The organism is Loktanella salsilacus (assembly GCF_024206795.1).
GTDB lineage: Bacteria > Pseudomonadota > Alphaproteobacteria > Rhodobacterales > Rhodobacteraceae > Loktanella > Loktanella salsilacus.
The window spans coordinates 3,046,209-3,061,382 of record NZ_CP072994.1 but is presented as its reverse complement, the minus strand read 5'-3'; the positions used below and the strand labels follow the sequence as shown (position 1 = coordinate 3,061,382).

Sequence of the window (15,174 nt, the reverse complement as noted above, 5' to 3'; positions counted from 1 at the left end):
CCAAATTCCCCTTTGCGCAGAGTCCCCGGCCCGGAGGAGGGCCGGGGGATTGGTGCTATTTCGCGATCAGACGGTCAGGGACGTTGACCCCGGCCTCTTGGAAATAACGCAGCGCACCGGGGTGCAGCGGCAGGGGCAAGCCCGCAATTGCGGCCTCTAGGCTCATGGCTTGCGTGGCCGGGTGGATTGCCTGCAGGAAGGGCAGGTTTTCATAGATCGCTTTGGTGATCTGATAGACGTTTTCCTCTGACACGCTGGCGTCCACGGCCAAAAAGTTCGGCTGTGCGACGGTCGTGACGTCCTCTGACTGGCCAGAGTAGGTGTTGGCCGGCACGGTATAGGCGGTCCAAAGCTCGCGTCCGGCGTCAGCCGCCGCACGCTCTTCGTCGGTGAAGGACAGCAGACGCACGCTGTCACCGGCGGATGCGAAAAGCTGGCTTAGCGCACCAACGGGCACGCCCGCGGGGGTGCTGATGCCTTTGACCTGACCGTTCTGCAACGCCTCTGCTGCGGGACCATAGCCGCCATAGACAAGGGTGTAATCGGTTTCAGCATTGACGCCGAGCCCGTCCAGAAGGGCCGTGTTCGACCCCAAAGTGCCGGAGTTCTGCGCGCCAAGGGCGACGCTTTCACCCTTGAGCGCCACGAAATCCGCCATGGTGCCGGTGGCTGCTGCATCAGCGCTAACGACGAAATGTTCCACGTTCTGCCACAGCATCGAAACAGAGCGCAGGTTGTCTTGCGGTCCCACATCGGCCAGCGGGCCGGTGCCGGATGCTGCGAAGTAGCCGTACAGACCTTGCAGGATGCCGAACTGCGCCTCTCCTTCGCGCAGCAGGCGGATGTTTTCACCCGACCCGGCGCTGCTGATGGCGGACATGCCGATGCCTTGGCTTGGCTGCAGCTTCACCTTAACCAGTGTCGAAAGTGCGACGCCGACGGGATAATAGGTGCCGCCAGTGGATGCCGTGGCGAGGATGTAATCCGCCTCTTGGGCGTGCAGCGGTGCGGCTGCTGATATACTTAGCGCCAAGGCGGCCAGCGCGGTGCGTCCAGTGTAGTTCATTGTATTCCTCCCGGTTTTCGTCTGTTCCGTCCGGTCTATGCCGGGCTAGGGGGAAACTATGGCAGACCAAAACGGATACGCCTACGGCAAATTTCCGCACGGGTCGCGAAACTGCGGCCATTCGCCCCTTTCACGCGGGCAGCAGACTGCATAGGTCAGTGACGATGACCGATACGAAGGATTCCACCATGACGTCTTTGACCCGCCTGATGATTGCGCTGTCCGTGGCCATTTTGCCCGGCTTTGCGATGGGCCACGACTATAAGGTTGGCGATTTGCATGTCGAACACCCCTTTGCCCGCGCGACGCCAAAGACGGCGATGACCGGGGCTGGTTATCTGACGATCCTGAATTCCGGCACCGAAGACGACACCCTTGTCGCGATCGAGGCTGATTTCCCCCGCGTGATGATGCACGACAGTGCCACCGTCGACGGTATCGCGACGATGACCCAGATGGACGGCGTGACGATCCCAGCTGGCGGCACCGTCAGCTTTGCGCCCGGCGGGCTGCATGTCATGTTTATGGGCCTGAATGGCGATCCGTTGGAAGCCGGCGAAAGCGTTCCTGCGACGCTTGTGTTTGAAAAGGCCGGCCGCCTTGATGTTGTTTTCAAGGTCGAGGATTCGGGCAATGTCGCCGCTGATCACGACGCCCACGCCGATCACTAAGGCGTCATGTCGCATGGGCGCGACCAAAGGCGCAGTTGTGCGGCCAATCATACTAGGGCAATGTCCGTTGCACCCCGGCGCGATGATCGCGCCTATCAGGCGAATGATCTGGACGCCGTGGCGCAGGACGCTAAATCAAGCTTAGACCTGCGCAGATACATTTGAATTCCACCTCGAAGGAAGAACACGATGAAACTTACAACTCTTGCATTGGCGATGACGACCTTCGCCGCGCCCGCTTTTGCTGAAAGCCACATGGCTGCCCCCACCGGCGACGTTGCTGGCGGTGAAGAGCAGTTCAACCGTCAGTGCGTCGCTTGTCACGTTGTGCAAGACCCCGTGTCGGGCGAAGTGCTGGCTGGCCGTAACGCCAAGGTTGGCCCGAACCTGTATGGTCTTGCTGGTCACATGCCGGCCAGCGTCGAAGGCTTTAACTATGGCGACGCTCTGGTTGCTTACGGTGAAATCGGTACGGCTTGGGACGAGGAAAGCTTTGTCGGCTACGTCCAGAACCCAACCGCTTTCCTGCGCGACGCGCTGGATGACAAGCGCGCCCGCAGCAAAATGGCCTATCAGGTGCGTGATGCGGGTCAAGCCGCTGACCTTTACGCCTATCTGGCCAGCTTTGGTCCTGCCAACTAATCGGCACGTCGGTTAGCGATTTACGGGGCCGCCGCGGGAAACTGCGGCGGCCTTTTTCTTTGCCGAATGATCTACGTTAGCGTGCAGCTTGGCGCGGACCCGTATCAGCCCTAGGTTATGCGTGAAGCTTTAAGAAAGGCACTTTCATGTCCATCACCTTGTTCGCGATTTTTCTAGCCGCCACGGTCGCCGCTGGCGCAACCGGGATGCTGTTTCCGACAGGTGCATGGTACAAGAGCCTGCAAAAGCCAGCTTGGACGCCACCGAACTGTGCCTTTCCCGTGATGTGGACGACGATTTATCTGCTGATCGCCTTTGCTGGCGCGCGCGTTGCGCCGCTAGACGGCAATACCTTTGCCATGGCGTTTTGGGCGCTGCAAATCGCCCTGAATACGCTGTGGACGCCGGTGTTCTTTGGTGCGCGGCGGATTAAGGGCGCGCTGGTGATTATCGTGGCACTGTGGCTGGCGATCTTGGGCGCGACGATTACGCACTTTCAGCTTGATCTGTTGGCTGGCCTTGCCTTTGTGCCTTATCTGGTCTGGGTCACTATCGCGACGGCGCTGAATTTGTCGATCCTGCGGCTCAATCCCGGTCAGAAACCGCTGGAATTGCACAAACTACCCTAGGCCGGGGTTGAAGCGGGGCGGGCTTTGGTGTCACGTTTCGCCATGTCACATCATATTCCCACTTGGGCTGAAACTGCCCCCCGCCTTGTTGCCGTCGCCGCCGGTCGCGACGCAGCCGATCTGGTCGTTCGCAACGTCCGTCTGGTCAACGTCCAGTCCCGAGAGGTTCTTGAGGGTTGGCAGGTCGCCGTTGCTGATGGCCGCTTTGCCTATGTTGGTCCTGACGCCAGCCATTGCATTGGCGGCGCGACCGAAGTGATTGACGGCGCTGGGCGTTATCTGATCCCCGGTCTGTGCGATGGGCATATGCATATCGAAAGCGGCATGCTGACGCCTGCCGAATTTGCTGCCGCCGTAATCCCGCATGGCACGACAACTATGTTCACCGACCCGCACGAGATTGCGAATGTGTTGGGGCTGAACGGTGTGCGGATGATGCATGACGAGGCGTTGATGCAGCCCGTGAACATCTTTACCCAGATGCCGTCCTGCGCGCCCTCTGCCCCCGGCTTGGAAACCACAGGGTATGAGATCACGGCAGAAGACGTCGCTCAGGCGATGTCTTGGCCGGGTATCGTTGGCTTGGGCGAAATGATGAACTTTCCCGGTGTCATCAATGGCGATCCGCAAATGTTGGCGGAAATGGCGGCGACGATGAACGCGGGCAAGACTGTCGGCGGCCACTACGCGAGCCCCGACAAGGGTTTCCCGTTCCATGCCTATGCCGCTGGCGGCGCCGCCGATGACCACGAAGGCACCGCTGAATCCGACGCCATCGCCCGCGTCCGGCAAGGCATGCGCAGCATGATGCGGCTGGGGTCGGCTTGGTATGATGTCGAAAGCCAGATCACGGCAGTGACAGAACGCGGCCTTGATCCGCGAAACTTCATCCTGTGCACCGACGATTGCATGGCGGGGACGCTGGTGAATGACGGCCACATGAACCGCGTTGTGCGCCACGCCATTGCCTGCGGCTGCGATCCGGTCATCGCGCTGCAAATGGCAACGATCAATACCGCGACGCATTTCGGGCTGGAACGCGAACTTGGCTCTATCGCGCCGGGGCGGCGGGCTGACATGATCCTGACATCCGACTTGGTCACACTGCCGATCGAACATGTGATCGCGCGGGGGCGGACAGTGGCCATAGATGGCAAGATTACAGTCGATTGTCCGCATTATGACTGGCCAAGGGCCGCGCGGCAGACGGTGCATCTGGGCAAGGTGCTAGGTGCCGCGAATTTCGCGATCCCGGCCCCCCAAGGGGCGAATGCCGTCACCGCCAAGGTCATCGGCGTTGTGGAAAATCAGGCACCAACCAAGTCGCTGAAATTCGAACTCCCCGTCACCGAAGGCCGCGTTCAGGCGACAGGCGAAGTCTGCCAGATCGCGCTGGTTGAGCGGCACCGGGGCACCGGCGGCGTGACAAACGGTTTTGTGTCGGGCTTTGGCTATACCGGGGACATGGCCATCGCGTCGACCGTGGCACATGACAGTCACCACATGATTGTGGTCGGCACAGACGCGGATTGCATGGCAAAGGCTGCAAACCGGCTTGGCGAAGTGGGCGGCGGCATCACAGTGTGGAAAGATGGCGTCGAAATCGCGCTGGTCGAACTGCCCATCGCTGGCCTGATGTCTGACCGCCCTGCGGCAATGGTCGCAGCCGCGGCGGACGCCATGGTCGCCGCGATGGCCGACTGCGGCTGCTCGCTGAACAACGCTTATATGCAACACTCCTTGCTAGCGCTGGTCGTGATTCCGGAATTGCGGATCAGCGATCTAGGGCTCGTCGACGTAACCAAATTTGAACTGACACCGCTATTCGAGGGCCAGCCATGACCGAAATCCGCCATTTGCGCTGCCCCGATGTGGCAGCCCCCGAAACCTTTGATGATGCCGCCGCTGCTGTGGTGCGCCTGTGCGAGCTTTATGAGGCCGCCACCGGTTTCCTGTCTCGGCATTTCCAAGAGGTGCTCCGCAGCGGTCAATCCGACGTCAGTTATCGCGCCTACTATCCCGAAATTCGCCTAACCACGACCAGCTTTGCCCCGACAGACAGCCGCCTGTCCTTTGGCCATGTGCCGCAACCTGGCACCTATTCGACGACTGTGACGCGGCCTGATTTGTTCCGGCATTATCTGGAACAGCAGATCGGCCTGCTGATGCAAAACCACCGCGTGCCCGTCACGATTGGTGTGTCTACGACGCCAATGCCCGTGCATTTTGCTGTTGCGAACGACGCGAGCGTCACGGTGCCGCAAGAGGGTGCCGCAGATTTCCATCTGCGCGACATCTTTGACGTGCCGGACCTGTCCACGACCCATGATGACATCGTGAATGGGAATGGGTTCCTTTATCCCGACGGTGCCGCGCCTTTGGCGCCCTTTACCGCGCAGCGCGTCGATTATTCGCTGGCGCGCCTGTCGCACTACACCGCCACCAACGCCGAGCATTTTCAGAACCACGTTCTGTTTACCAACTACCAGTTCTATATTGAGGAGTTCGAGGCCTTTGCCCGTCTGATGCTGGCAGACCCGGACAGCGGCTATACCGCCTTTGTCGGACCAGGCAATCAGATCATCACGGACGCGGATGCGCCGATGCAGGCCCCGGCAAAGCTGCCGCAGATGCCGACCTATCATTTAAAGCGGAAGCACGGTGCAGGGATCACGCTGGTGAACATCGGCGTCGGCCCGTCGAACGCTAAGACCGCGACCGACCATATCGCCGTCCTGCGTCCGCACGCTTGGCTGATGGTCGGGCATTGCGCGGGTCTGCGCAATTCGCAGCGGCTGGGGGATTTTGTGCTGGCCCATGCCTATCTGCGCGAAGATCACGTGCTGGATGATGACCTGCCGGTCTGGGTGCCGATCCCGGCGCTGGCGGAAATCCAGATCGCCCTAGAAGACGCGGTCGAGGCTGTGACCCAGCTGGAGGGTTACGAGCTAAAGCGCATCATGCGCACCGGCACCGTTGCCACCATCGACAACCGCAACTGGGAACTGCGCGACCATTCCGGCCCGGTGCAGCGCCTGTCGCAGTCCCGCGCCGTGGGACTGGATATGGAAAGCGCGACCATCGCCGCCAATGGGTTTCGGTTCCGCGTGCCCTATGGCACATTACTTTGCGTCAGCGATAAGCCCCTGCACGGAGAGCTGAAACTTCCCGGCATGGCGTCGGATTTCTATCGCAGTCAGGTCGCAAATCACCTGATGATTGGCATCCGGGCGATGGAAACACTGCGCGAAATGCCACTTGAACGCATTCACAGTCGCAAATTGCGTAGCTTTGAAGAGACAGCTTTCCTCTGAACCCCACGAAATAAGCGTTTTTTTGTAAATTTGCGCTTGCACGAGGCAGCAAACCGTTGTGGTGTCCCACAACATAACGTTTAAACGCGACCAACCGGCCCCATAGGCGGGGATCATTTAAGGGAGATACGATCAATGGCAACGAAACCGATGACCAAGGCAGCACTTGTCGCAGCGCTGGCTGAAAAGACCGACATGGACAAAAAGTCCGCCGGTGCCGCTTTGGACGCCGTCGTCGCGATCATCACTGAAGAAGTGTCCGGCGGCGGTGCCGTTACGCTTCCCGGCGTTGGCAAAATTTATTGCCGCGAGCGTCCAGAGCGGATGGTTCGTAACCCCGCCACGGGCGAGCAGATGAAGAAAGACGCCGACAAGGTTGTCAAAATGACGATCGCCAAAGCGCTGAAGGACAGCGTGAACGGCTGATCTTGCATCTTGCAGGAATTAACGAAAGGGTCGCCCTCGGGCGGCCCTTTTTGCGTTTGAGGTGATATGGATTTCAAGTCTCTTTTCATGGGCTTCGCTTTTGCCGCGATGTGGTCCTCTGCCTTCACCTCGGCGCGGATTATCGTGCAATACGCGCCGCCGCTAACGGCGCTGTCGCTACGGTTTCTGATTTCGGGTTTGCTGGGCTGCGCGATTGCTTGGGCGCTGGGCCAGTCGTTTCGCCTGACAAGGCGGCAGTGGACCGGGGTCGTGATCTTTGGCCTGTGCCAGAATGCGCTGTATCTGGGCCTGAACTTTGTCGCGATGCAGACCGTACAGGCGTCACTGGCGGCGATCATCGCGTCGACCATGCCGCTGCTTGTGGCGATCGCAGGATGGTTGCTGTTTGGCACGCGCGTGCGCCCACTCGGCATCGCAGGGCTGGCTGCGGGCGTTATAGGCGTGGTCCTGATTATGGGCGCGCGGTTGTCGGGGGGCACCGATGTGCTGGGGCTGATCCTGCTGATCGTGGGCGTCTTTTCCCTGACGGCGGCAACCTTGGCCGTGATGGGCGCGTCGTCTGGCGGCAATGTGCTGGCGATTGTCGGGCTGCAACTGCTGGTGGGGGCCGTTCTGACCGCGATCCCCGCTGTCATCTTTGAACCCTTTGTCGTGGACTGGAATTGGACGCTGATCGCTGCGTTCTTTTATACAACACTGATCCCGGGGCTTGCGGCGACATGGGTTTGGTTTTTGCTGGTCGGCCGGATCGGTGCCGTGCGCGCCAGTACGTTCCACTTCTTGAACCCCTTCCTTGGGGTCGTGATTGCTGCCGGGTTTCTGGGTGAACAAATCGGCCCGCTTGATGTCGTGGGTGTCATCATCATCGCGGCAGGCATTCTGGCGGTACAGCTAAGCAAGCAACCAACTGCGCTTGCGACCAGTGACACAGCTAACAACCGATTAAACTAATACAGATCGGTAGGGAACTTTGCTCACGGATGCGTGTTTGCTCACAGATAATATAAGGAACACCCCATGCGCAGCATCATCTACATCATTGGCCTCGTCGTCGTCGTCTTGGCCGTCCTGAGCCTGTTTGGTCTTCGGTAAACCCGTTTTCTTTTACGAGTATGGGCCGTCCTGATCATCTGATCGGACGGCCTTTTTTACGTCTGGACCCGTTTGCAGTTGCTGGTCCAAAAACGCCTCGAAGGCATCAAGGTCGATCCCGCCAATTTGGCCAAACCCCTGCATCCACACCGCGGCAGAGCGCAGGGCGTCCGGTTCCAGCTTGCACCATTTGACCCGGCCCCGCTTTTCCTGAGAGATCAGACCAGCAGCAGACAGCACCCCCAAGTGTTTCGAGATCGCAGCAAGCGACATCTGAAATGGCTCTGCCACATCGGTGACGGCCATATCGTCCTCTAGCAGCATCGCCAGAATGGCGCGGCGCGTTGGGTCGGCCAGTGCGGCAAAGGTTGTGTCCAGATCTTGTGTCATGCGGCCATTAGGAGCGCGTTGCAGTGATCGTCAACCGATTGGTTGAATTTGATATATGCGGAATTGGGGGTGTTTGGCAGCCAACTTACCGAACCTCTGTTCAGGATAAGCTATGTTTTTCAGGCATTTGGGCCAATATACCCCTGCCTTGACTCGCAGCCCCACGCCGCTTAGACGAAGCCAAGTAATTTACGGGACATTTACCGCGTGTCAGACAGCCCGGACCCAGCCGACCATGCCACTCGCCTTCAGGCGTTAGAGGCGAAATTGGCGGCACGGCGCACAGTCGCGCAGGATAATGGTCAAACCGACGGTCACTACCAAGGGCAGCTTGCCTGGCGGATGGTTATCGAGCTTGTCGCCGGTCTTGGGATCGGTTTTGGCATCGGATACAGTTTGGATCGGTTCTTTGGAACTCTTCCGCTTTTTCTGGTGCTGTTCGTTTTGTTGGGTCTGGCCGCTGGTATCAAAACCATGATCAGGTCTGCCGACGAAGTGCAGAAGAAACAACTGGCGGGCCAAGAGGGGCCGACTGCCAAGAACGAGGGTGACACACGTGGCTAGTCATACGGCAACCGAGACGACCGAAGCAGCGACCCACGGCGCAGAAGCGACTGCGGCCCACGGCGGCGACGCAGTGGCACAGGGTGCCGATGCAGCGCATGACGCTGGCGGCCTGGTGTTTCACCCGCTGGACCAGTTCATCGTTAAGCCATTGTTTGGTGACGGCGCTGTGCATTGGTACACCCCGACGAACGTAACGCTGTGGTTGGCTCTGGCCGTCCTTTGCGTTGTTCTGCTGTTCGTCGTCGGTTCCCGTGGCCGCGCCACGATCCCGAGCCGCGTTCAGTCGGTCGGCGAATTGTTCTACGGCTTCACACACAAGATGGTCGAAGATGTCTGCGGCAAAGAGGGTCTGAAGTATTTCCCTTATGTCATGACACTGTTTGTCTTCATCCTGTTCGCCAACTTCCTTGGCTTGCTGCCAATGTCCTTTGCCACCACCAGCCACATCGCTGTGACGGCGGTCCTTGGTTTCGGCGTGTTCTTCGGTGTGACCATCCTGGGTTTTGTCCTGAACGGTCCGTCTTTCCTGAAACTGTTCTGGATGTCCGAAGCGCCGCTGTTCCTGCGCCCCATCATCGCCGTGATCGAGCTGATTTCCTACTTCGTGCGCCCTGTTAGCCACTCTGTCCGTCTGGCCGGTAACATCACCGCTGGTCACGCCGTCATGAAGGTTTTCGCCGCATTCGCTGGCCTCGCGATCGTCAGCCCTGTGTCGATCCTCGCGATCACAGCCATCTATGGCCTCGAGGTCCTTGTGGCCGGTATTCAGGCCTACGTCTTTGCCATTCTGACTTGTGTGTACCTCAAGGATGCACTGCACCCGGCTCACTGAGCCAAGGACCACAAGTAAGTCTACGAACCACCAACGCAATTCCACCATCGTAAGGAGATAAGATTATGGAAGGCGATATCGCAAGCATGGGTCAATTCCTCGGTGCCGGCCTCGCAGGCATCGGTACTGGTCTGGCCGCTTTGGGTGTTGGCAACGTTGCCGGCAACTACCTGGCTGGCGCACTGCGCAACCCTTCGGCCGCTGCTTCGCAAACTGCGACGCTGTTCATCGGCCTGGCCTTCGCAGAAGCACTGGGGATCTTCTCGTTCCTCATCGCTCTGCTGCTGATGTTCGCAGCCTAATACGCTGAACAACATCCTTACGACTTTCCGGCGCGGGGCAACCCTCGCGTCGGATCGTTGAAACCAACGGTAACCGGGGACACAGATGGCTACTGCAGACGTCGCACAAGAAGTCGAAGCGGGCATGCCGCAGCTTGATTTCTCGACTTTTCCGAACCAGATTTTCTGGCTTCTGATCGCGCTAGTCGTGATCTATCTGGTCCTGTCCCGGATCGCCCTTCCGCGCATTAGCGGTGTGTTGGCGGAACGGTCGGGCACCATTTCAAATGATCTTGCTGCCGCAGAAGACTTTAAACTGCGCGCAACAGAGGCTGAAGCGGTCTATGAAAAGGCCCTTGCTGACGCCCGTACAGAATCAAACCGTATCGGTGACGAAGCCCGCGCAGTTGCGCAGGCTGACCTGGACGCAGCATTGGCCGAGGCCGATGCAAAGATTGCGACCCAGACCGCTGCGGCAGAGGCGAATATCGCCGAAATCCGTGCCAGCGCGACTGACAACGTCGCCATCGTGGCAAAGGACGTCGCGCAAGCGCTCGTCGCTGCCATGGGCACAAACGCCGATCAGGCCGCAATCGACGCGGCTGTCGCAAACCGGATGAAAGGGTAAACCATGCGTTATCTGATGATCCCATTGTTCACGGTTCTGGCGTCCCCCGCCATGGCTGCGACGGGTCCCTTCTTTTCGCTGCGCAACACGAACTTCATCGTTTTGCTGGCGTTCATCCTGTTCATCGCGATCCTGATGTACATGAAAATTCCGGCAAAAATTGGTGCGATGCTCGATGCGCGCGCTGATGGTATCCGGTCTGACCTGGACGAAGCCCGCGCTCTGCGTGAAGAAGCACAGACGCTGCTTGCTTCGTACGAGCGTAAGCAAAAAGAAGTGCAAGAGCAGGCTGACCGCATCGTCGCCAACGCCCGCACCGAAGCAGAGCGTTCTGCGCAAGAGTCTAAGGACGACATCGCTGCATCCATCGCCCGCCGTCTGGCAAGCGCTGAGGAGCAGCTGGAAAGCGCCCGCGCTGCCGCCGTCAAGGACGTGCAGAACCGTGCTGTGACTGTCGCTGTCGCTGCCGCGAAGGACGTGATTGCCAGCAACATGGACGCTGCCCGCGCCAACGCGCTGATCGACGAGTCGATCGCCACGGTGAAGGCAAAGATGCACTAAGCTGCGTCTAACCATCTTAGGAACAAGCCCCGGCCGCGAATAGCGCCGGGGCTTTTTTCGTTTTTAGCGTTGGCGTTCGATATCTAGACGCTTGCGGGCGAAGCCTTCGTTCTGAATGGCTGTTTGCTGATCCTCTAGCGCGTGCTGCACGTAGTCCAAATGCGCATTGATCGCAGCCTGTGCGCCTGCCGCATCGCGGTTTTGGATCGCGACGTTGATGGCACGGTGCTGCCCAACCAGATCGCCGCGCGTCAAACGCTGCTGGAACATAACAGCCCGGTTATAAAACACGCCTTGCCGCAGCAGATCATACATCGATCGCATCATATGCAGCAGGATGATGTTGTGGCTCGCCTCGATGATGGCGAGGTGGAAATCGGCGTCCAGCTGCGCCTCGTCTGTGGGGTCAGCCTTGCGATGGGCGGCTTCCATTTTCTTGAAAATAGTATCGATCACGGCAAGATCCGTATCGGTGCCATGCTTGGTCGCGCGGACGGCGGCCAGCCCCTCCATGTCGCGGCGAAAACTGATGGTGTCGAACAACGCGACCGGGTGATCGGCGAACAGATCAATCAGCGCAGGGGCAAAGGCGCTGCCCAGCACGTCAGCAACGTAGACACCCGCCCCAGCCCGAGCCGTGAGCAAGCCACGATGCTGCAGGTCAGCCAGCGCCTCGCGCAGGGACGGGCGCGAGACCTCCATCCGCTCGCTTAGCTCGCGCTCTGACGGCAGGCGCTGACCGGGGCGCAGAATGCCGCGCAGGATCAGATCCTCGATCTGGCGGGCGATGCCGATAGATAGCTTCTCCTGAGTAACACGCTCGAACGGCATAACATTCCCTGACCTAAGGTGGTCAGGATATATAACCAATTTCGCGATGTCACATACAAAAAGGGCCACCCCGAAGGGCAGCCCGATGTGTCGTCACGGCAAAAGCGTGGTTTAGTTCGGCGTGATTACGATATCGACGCGGCGGTTCTGCGCGCGGCCTTCGGCGGTCAGGTTCGTCGCGACGGGCTGGTCTTCACCGCGGCCGATGGACCGGATACGTGCGTTGGACACACCGTAGTTGGCCAGAACAGCGGACACGGCCTGCGCGCGGCGCTGGGACAGATCAAAGTTGAACGCTGCATCGCCCACATCGTCGGTGTGACCAATCACGTTGACGGTGGAGTTCGGGTACTGGCGCAGCGAATTGGCCAGTGTCGCCAAGTTGCCTTGCGCCGCACCGGAAACAGAGGTGGAGTTCGTGGCGAACAGGATATCCTGTGGCAGGGTCACGGTCAGGTTCTGGCCGTTATTCACGATGCCGACGTTGCCGCCCAACTGGTTGCGCAGTTCCTGCTCTTGCTTGTCCATCTGGTTGCCGACAGTTGCGCCGGCAGCGGCACCCAAGGATGCACCGATCAGGCCGTTGCGGATACGCTCACTCTTGTCGTCGCCAGTAGCAGCGCCAACCAAGGCACCCAGGCCCGCACCGATGGCAGCACCCTGGCCGGTCATAACGTTGTCATTTGGACCGCCGGTGCCAGCGCAAGCTGTCGTCAGGGCCAGTGCGGCGGTTGCGAGTGTCAGGTTCAAACGGGTCATGGTGATCATGCGAATCTCTTTCATTAATGCCCCCGGTCATCCGGGTATGGTGATGGGGCTTATATGCCGCAATCATCCACGCTATCCAATAACGCGCAACTATCAGGCAAGGTTCCGCTGATCTAACGATTGTGTTTCACGTGCCGACTCCCACGCCAGAAGGGTTCGTTTCACTGGCAGACCCCAATGATACCCACCCAGCGCCCCCGATTTGCGTAGGGCGCGGTGGCAAGGAATCAGCAAGCTGACAGGGTTACGCCCGACAGCCGTGCCGATGGCGCGCACGGCCTTGTCCCGGCCGATGCATTTCGCGATCTCGCTATAGGTCGTCACATGCCCGGACGGAATGCGCAGCAGCGCTTCCCAGACTTGGATTTGAAGCGGAGTGCCGATCATCAAAAGCCGCGCCTCGCCCACACCGGTCAATGCGGCCTGCGTCCATTCCACAATACTGTCCGGTGCCTCGATATAAGTCGCGGCGGGCCACCGCGCGGTAAGGTCAGCCATCGCTGCCTGTGGACCGGACTCTGCCGCAAAAGCCAAACCGCAAAGCCCCTTGTGTGTCGCCATCGACAGAACCGGGCCAAAGGGGCTGTCGAACCATCCCCAAAACACTGTCAGCCCGTCACCTTTGCGGGCAAATTCCCCGGGCGTCATTGCCTCCCACCGGATGAACAGGTCATGCAGGCGACTGCTGCCGGACAAGCCGACCTTTGCCGCGGTGTCTAATGTGGTGAAATTATTGCGCAGCAACTCTCTTGCGTGATCCAAGGCTAGGAACTGCTGATACCTTTTGGGCGACACCCCAACCCAAGTGGTGAATACGCGCTGGACGTGGCTGGTGCTCATGCCAAGGGACTCGGCAAGTTCTGTCAGGGACAGTGGCGCGCCCGCGCGGTCATCAATCAGTGCGATCGCCCGCGCCATGACATCGTAATGATAAGGTGCATGTTCCATGATCTTAACCTTAAGGATTACCGCTGCAGCAGGCGACCCGGAACTTGCGCTTAGGTGCCGGGGCAGGGCACAAAGCGCGTATGACACAACAACTCGACTATCAGACGATCCGCGAAATCTTTACCCGGTTTGAAGCGGCCGAGGCCGAGCCGAAAGGCGAGCTTGATCATGTAAACGCTTATACCCTTGTTGTCGCTGTGGCCCTGTCGGCGCAGGCCACCGACAAGGGCGTCAACAAAGCGACGCGCGATCTGTTCGCTATCGCCGATACGCCGCAGAAGATGCTGGCGTTGGGGATTGACGGCGTGACAGAGCATATCAAGACCATCGGCCTGTTCCGGCAGAAGGCGAAGAACGTCATCAAGCTAAGCCAGATCCTAGTCGACGACTATGGTGGAGAGGTCCCCAATTCCCGCGCGGCCTTGGTGTCTTTGCCAGGTGTTGGTCGCAAAACGGCTAATGTGGTGCTGAATATGTGGTGGGGCCACCCGGCGCAGGCTGTGGACACCCATATCTTTCGTATCGGTAACCGCACCGGCATCGCGCCGGGCAAAGATGTCGACGCTGTTGAGCGCAAGATCGAGGACCACGTTCCCGCAGATTTCCAGCGCCATGCGCATCACTGGTTGATCCTACACGGACGCTACACTTGCGTCGCGCGCAAGCCAAAATGCGGGGCCTGCCTGATCCGCGATCTTTGCGCCTACGACGCCAAAGAGTTCTGAACGGCTGAAAGCCACATTGCATCCAGCGCATCAATTGCGGCTGGATCAAAGCGATCTTCTTCTTTCCAGTATTTGCCGCTGGGGACGTAATAGTTCAGCCGCGCTTCCTCCGCATCCGCACGTGCGGCGATTGCTTGGTCATAGGGAAGCGCTGCGGCGGGAAGGCCACTCGGATTCCCGCGGGGGAACACCAATTGGCTGTCCGCCGTCGATAAATTAATGCACGCACATCCCGCTCGCGCCGCCATGATCTGAAGCCTCGCCGACTTTGCCGGAAGCGATCGCAGGGTGACGTCCTGCCGCAAGGGGTCGGGCGCGCCGGTGCCATAAAAATGGGTGGGGCCAGTAGCAGGGTAAACCATATCGCAACCCAAGAAGGCCATCACCGATGGCTTTAACGCGGACAGCGCCCAGTACCCCGCTGTGAATGCCATCGTCCCCCCTGCATACACAAACCCGCCAAAGTCATTTTGGGTTGGGACATATGCGTTTGCAGTAACGATGTGTTGGGATGCCGATAAAGACGAAGGTCTGCGCTCCACCGGAAAATCGCTTGGGTGGATAAGATCATCCCAATCAGGCCGCACACGCCAAGCATTGTTGATCGCGACAATGCGGTCGAATGGTCCTCTTTCCCAATGCTCGCAATCCATGACGGATGGGCCTGAACCCAGAATAAGTACTGCAGCCATGTCCCAACCGTCCTAATTTGTGCATGATAGGAGGTAGCGGTGCCGCTGCAGATGTCGATCAGAAATCGAACTGAAGAAGCCTCCGGCGGA

19 protein-coding genes are annotated in these 15,174 nt (G+C 59.3%); 13 read left to right on the top strand and 6 right to left on the bottom strand.

The annotated features are described in order from the left end of the window. Nucleotides 1-55 precede the first annotated feature (55 nt). Nucleotides 56-1,066, bottom strand: a complete 1,011-nt coding sequence (locus tag KBW81_RS14780; RefSeq protein WP_090186257.1) for a TAXI family TRAP transporter solute-binding subunit — start codon at nucleotides 1,064-1,066, stop codon at nucleotides 56-58. A gap of 164 nt (nucleotides 1,067-1,230) precedes the next feature. Here KBW81_RS14780 and KBW81_RS14775 point away from each other — a divergent pair, with 164 nt between their 5' ends. The 7 genes from KBW81_RS14775 to KBW81_RS14745 all read left to right on the top strand — a co-directional run bounded on the left by KBW81_RS14775 (nucleotide 1,231) and on the right by KBW81_RS14745 (nucleotide 7,720). Then, complete coding sequence (locus tag KBW81_RS14775) at nucleotides 1,231-1,737, top strand: copper chaperone PCu(A)C (protein ID WP_254247691.1); 507 nt, start codon at nucleotides 1,231-1,233, stop codon at nucleotides 1,735-1,737. Nucleotides 1,738-1,926: 189 nt separating this feature from the next. Continuing rightward, nucleotides 1,927-2,379, top strand: coding sequence for a c-type cytochrome (locus KBW81_RS14770; protein WP_254247690.1), 453 nt, complete (start codon nucleotides 1,927-1,929; stop codon nucleotides 2,377-2,379). A gap of 146 nt (nucleotides 2,380-2,525) precedes the next feature. After that, nucleotides 2,526-3,008: a tryptophan-rich sensory protein TspO gene (tspO, locus tag KBW81_RS14765; protein ID WP_254247689.1), complete on the top strand. Its 483-nt coding sequence runs from the start codon at nucleotides 2,526-2,528 to the stop codon at nucleotides 3,006-3,008. 42 nt (nucleotides 3,009-3,050) lie between these two features. After that, entirely contained in the window at nucleotides 3,051-4,850 is a 1,800-nt protein-coding gene (gene ade / locus KBW81_RS14760; RefSeq protein ID WP_254247688.1) for an adenine deaminase, read from the top strand. Then, complete coding sequence (locus KBW81_RS14755) at nucleotides 4,847-6,322, top strand: AMP nucleosidase (protein ID WP_254247687.1); 1,476 nt, start codon at nucleotides 4,847-4,849, stop codon at nucleotides 6,320-6,322. Before ade ends, KBW81_RS14755 begins: the two co-directional genes overlap by 4 nt. Nucleotides 6,323-6,457: 135 nt before the next feature. Then, nucleotides 6,458-6,748, top strand: a complete 291-nt coding sequence (locus KBW81_RS14750; protein ID WP_090186270.1) for an HU family DNA-binding protein — start codon at nucleotides 6,458-6,460, stop codon at nucleotides 6,746-6,748. Nucleotides 6,749-6,814: 66 nt separating this feature from the next. After that, nucleotides 6,815-7,720 carry a DMT family transporter gene (locus KBW81_RS14745; protein WP_254247686.1) on the top strand — a complete coding sequence of 302 codons (906 nt, stop codon included), beginning with the start codon at nucleotides 6,815-6,817 and terminating at the stop codon, nucleotides 7,718-7,720. A 153-nt stretch (nucleotides 7,721-7,873) separates the two neighbouring features. Here KBW81_RS14745 and KBW81_RS14740 read toward each other — a convergent pair whose 3' ends face one another. Continuing rightward, entirely contained in the window at nucleotides 7,874-8,251 is a 378-nt protein-coding gene (locus KBW81_RS14740; RefSeq protein ID WP_090186276.1) for an ArsR/SmtB family transcription factor, read from the bottom strand. 207 nt (nucleotides 8,252-8,458) lie between these two features. On the opposite strand from KBW81_RS14740, the gene KBW81_RS14735 reads away from it, so the two are divergent. The 5 genes from KBW81_RS14735 (at nucleotide 8,459) to KBW81_RS14715 (ending at nucleotide 11,120) form a co-directional block, all read left to right on the top strand. After that, entirely contained in the window at nucleotides 8,459-8,815 is a 357-nt protein-coding gene (locus KBW81_RS14735) for an AtpZ/AtpI family protein (RefSeq protein WP_090186278.1), read from the top strand. 73 nt (nucleotides 8,816-8,888) lie between these two features. Next, on the top strand, nucleotides 8,889-9,650 hold the full coding sequence (locus tag KBW81_RS14730; RefSeq protein WP_090186631.1) for a F0F1 ATP synthase subunit A: 762 nt from the start codon (nucleotides 8,889-8,891) through the stop codon (nucleotides 9,648-9,650). A 65-nt stretch (nucleotides 9,651-9,715) separates the two neighbouring features. Next, nucleotides 9,716-9,952 (top strand): F0F1 ATP synthase subunit C, encoded by a 237-nt coding sequence (locus KBW81_RS14725; RefSeq protein WP_090186282.1) that lies wholly within the window; start codon nucleotides 9,716-9,718, stop codon nucleotides 9,950-9,952. Between the two features lie 85 nt (nucleotides 9,953-10,037). After that, nucleotides 10,038-10,559, top strand: a complete 522-nt coding sequence (locus KBW81_RS14720; RefSeq protein ID WP_254247685.1) for a F0F1 ATP synthase subunit B' — start codon at nucleotides 10,038-10,040, stop codon at nucleotides 10,557-10,559. A gap of 3 nt (nucleotides 10,560-10,562) precedes the next feature. Continuing rightward, on the top strand, nucleotides 10,563-11,120 hold the full coding sequence (locus tag KBW81_RS14715; protein WP_254247684.1) for a F0F1 ATP synthase subunit B: 558 nt from the start codon (nucleotides 10,563-10,565) through the stop codon (nucleotides 11,118-11,120). Nucleotides 11,121-11,183: 63 nt separating this feature from the next. On the opposite strand, the gene KBW81_RS14710 is transcribed toward KBW81_RS14715, so the two are convergent. The 3 genes from KBW81_RS14710 to KBW81_RS14700 all read right to left on the bottom strand — a co-directional run bounded on the left by KBW81_RS14710 (nucleotide 11,184) and on the right by KBW81_RS14700 (nucleotide 13,667). Continuing rightward, nucleotides 11,184-11,951: a FadR/GntR family transcriptional regulator gene (locus KBW81_RS14710; RefSeq protein ID WP_090186292.1), complete on the bottom strand. Its 768-nt coding sequence runs from the start codon at nucleotides 11,949-11,951 to the stop codon at nucleotides 11,184-11,186. Nucleotides 11,952-12,062: 111 nt separating this feature from the next. After that, nucleotides 12,063-12,719 carry an OmpA family protein gene (locus tag KBW81_RS14705; protein WP_372803695.1) on the bottom strand — a complete coding sequence of 219 codons (657 nt, stop codon included), beginning with the start codon at nucleotides 12,717-12,719 and terminating at the stop codon, nucleotides 12,063-12,065. 93 nt (nucleotides 12,720-12,812) lie between these two features. Next, entirely contained in the window at nucleotides 12,813-13,667 is an 855-nt protein-coding gene (locus KBW81_RS14700; protein WP_254247683.1) for a methylated-DNA--[protein]-cysteine S-methyltransferase, read from the bottom strand. 80 nt (nucleotides 13,668-13,747) lie between these two features. Here KBW81_RS14700 and nth point away from each other — a divergent pair, with 80 nt between their 5' ends. After that, complete coding sequence (nth, locus tag KBW81_RS14695; RefSeq protein WP_254247682.1) at nucleotides 13,748-14,392, top strand: endonuclease III; 645 nt, start codon at nucleotides 13,748-13,750, stop codon at nucleotides 14,390-14,392. Here the strand turns inward: nth and KBW81_RS14690 are convergent. After that, nucleotides 14,371-15,084, bottom strand: a complete 714-nt coding sequence (locus KBW81_RS14690) for a hypothetical protein (protein WP_254247681.1) — start codon at nucleotides 15,082-15,084, stop codon at nucleotides 14,371-14,373. The genes nth and KBW81_RS14690 overlap by 22 nt on opposite strands. Between the last annotated feature and the right edge of the window lie 90 nt (nucleotides 15,085-15,174).

Bases quoted from the DNA above. Each gene is read 5' to 3' on its own strand.
- KBW81_RS14780 (WP_090186257.1), bottom strand. From the start codon at position 1,066: ATGAACTACACTGGACGCACCGCGCTGGCCGCCTTGGCGCTAAGTATA.
- KBW81_RS14775 (WP_254247691.1), top strand. From the start codon at position 1,231: ATGACCGATACGAAGGATTCCACCATGACGTCTTTGACCCGCCTGATG.
- KBW81_RS14770 (WP_254247690.1), top strand. From the start codon at position 1,927: ATGAAACTTACAACTCTTGCATTGGCGATGACGACCTTCGCCGCGCCC.
- tspO (WP_254247689.1), top strand. From the start codon at position 2,526: ATGTCCATCACCTTGTTCGCGATTTTTCTAGCCGCCACGGTCGCCGCT.
- ade (WP_254247688.1), top strand. From the start codon at position 3,051: ATGTCACATCATATTCCCACTTGGGCTGAAACTGCCCCCCGCCTTGTT.
- KBW81_RS14755 (WP_254247687.1), top strand. From the start codon at position 4,847: ATGACCGAAATCCGCCATTTGCGCTGCCCCGATGTGGCAGCCCCCGAA.
- KBW81_RS14750 (WP_090186270.1), top strand. From the start codon at position 6,458: ATGGCAACGAAACCGATGACCAAGGCAGCACTTGTCGCAGCGCTGGCT.
- KBW81_RS14745 (WP_254247686.1), top strand. From the start codon at position 6,815: ATGGATTTCAAGTCTCTTTTCATGGGCTTCGCTTTTGCCGCGATGTGG.
- KBW81_RS14740 (WP_090186276.1), bottom strand. From the start codon at position 8,251: ATGACACAAGATCTGGACACAACCTTTGCCGCACTGGCCGACCCAACG.
- KBW81_RS14725 (WP_090186282.1), top strand. From the start codon at position 9,716: ATGGAAGGCGATATCGCAAGCATGGGTCAATTCCTCGGTGCCGGCCTC.
- KBW81_RS14720 (WP_254247685.1), top strand. From the start codon at position 10,038: ATGGCTACTGCAGACGTCGCACAAGAAGTCGAAGCGGGCATGCCGCAG.
- KBW81_RS14715 (WP_254247684.1), top strand. From the start codon at position 10,563: ATGCGTTATCTGATGATCCCATTGTTCACGGTTCTGGCGTCCCCCGCC.
- KBW81_RS14710 (WP_090186292.1), bottom strand. From the start codon at position 11,951: ATGCCGTTCGAGCGTGTTACTCAGGAGAAGCTATCTATCGGCATCGCC.
- KBW81_RS14705 (WP_372803695.1), bottom strand. From the start codon at position 12,719: ATGATCACCATGACCCGTTTGAACCTGACACTCGCAACCGCCGCACTG.
- KBW81_RS14700 (WP_254247683.1), bottom strand. From the start codon at position 13,667: ATGGAACATGCACCTTATCATTACGATGTCATGGCGCGGGCGATCGCA.
- nth (WP_254247682.1), top strand. From the start codon at position 13,748: ATGACACAACAACTCGACTATCAGACGATCCGCGAAATCTTTACCCGG.
- KBW81_RS14690 (WP_254247681.1), bottom strand. From the start codon at position 15,084: ATGGCTGCAGTACTTATTCTGGGTTCAGGCCCATCCGTCATGGATTGC.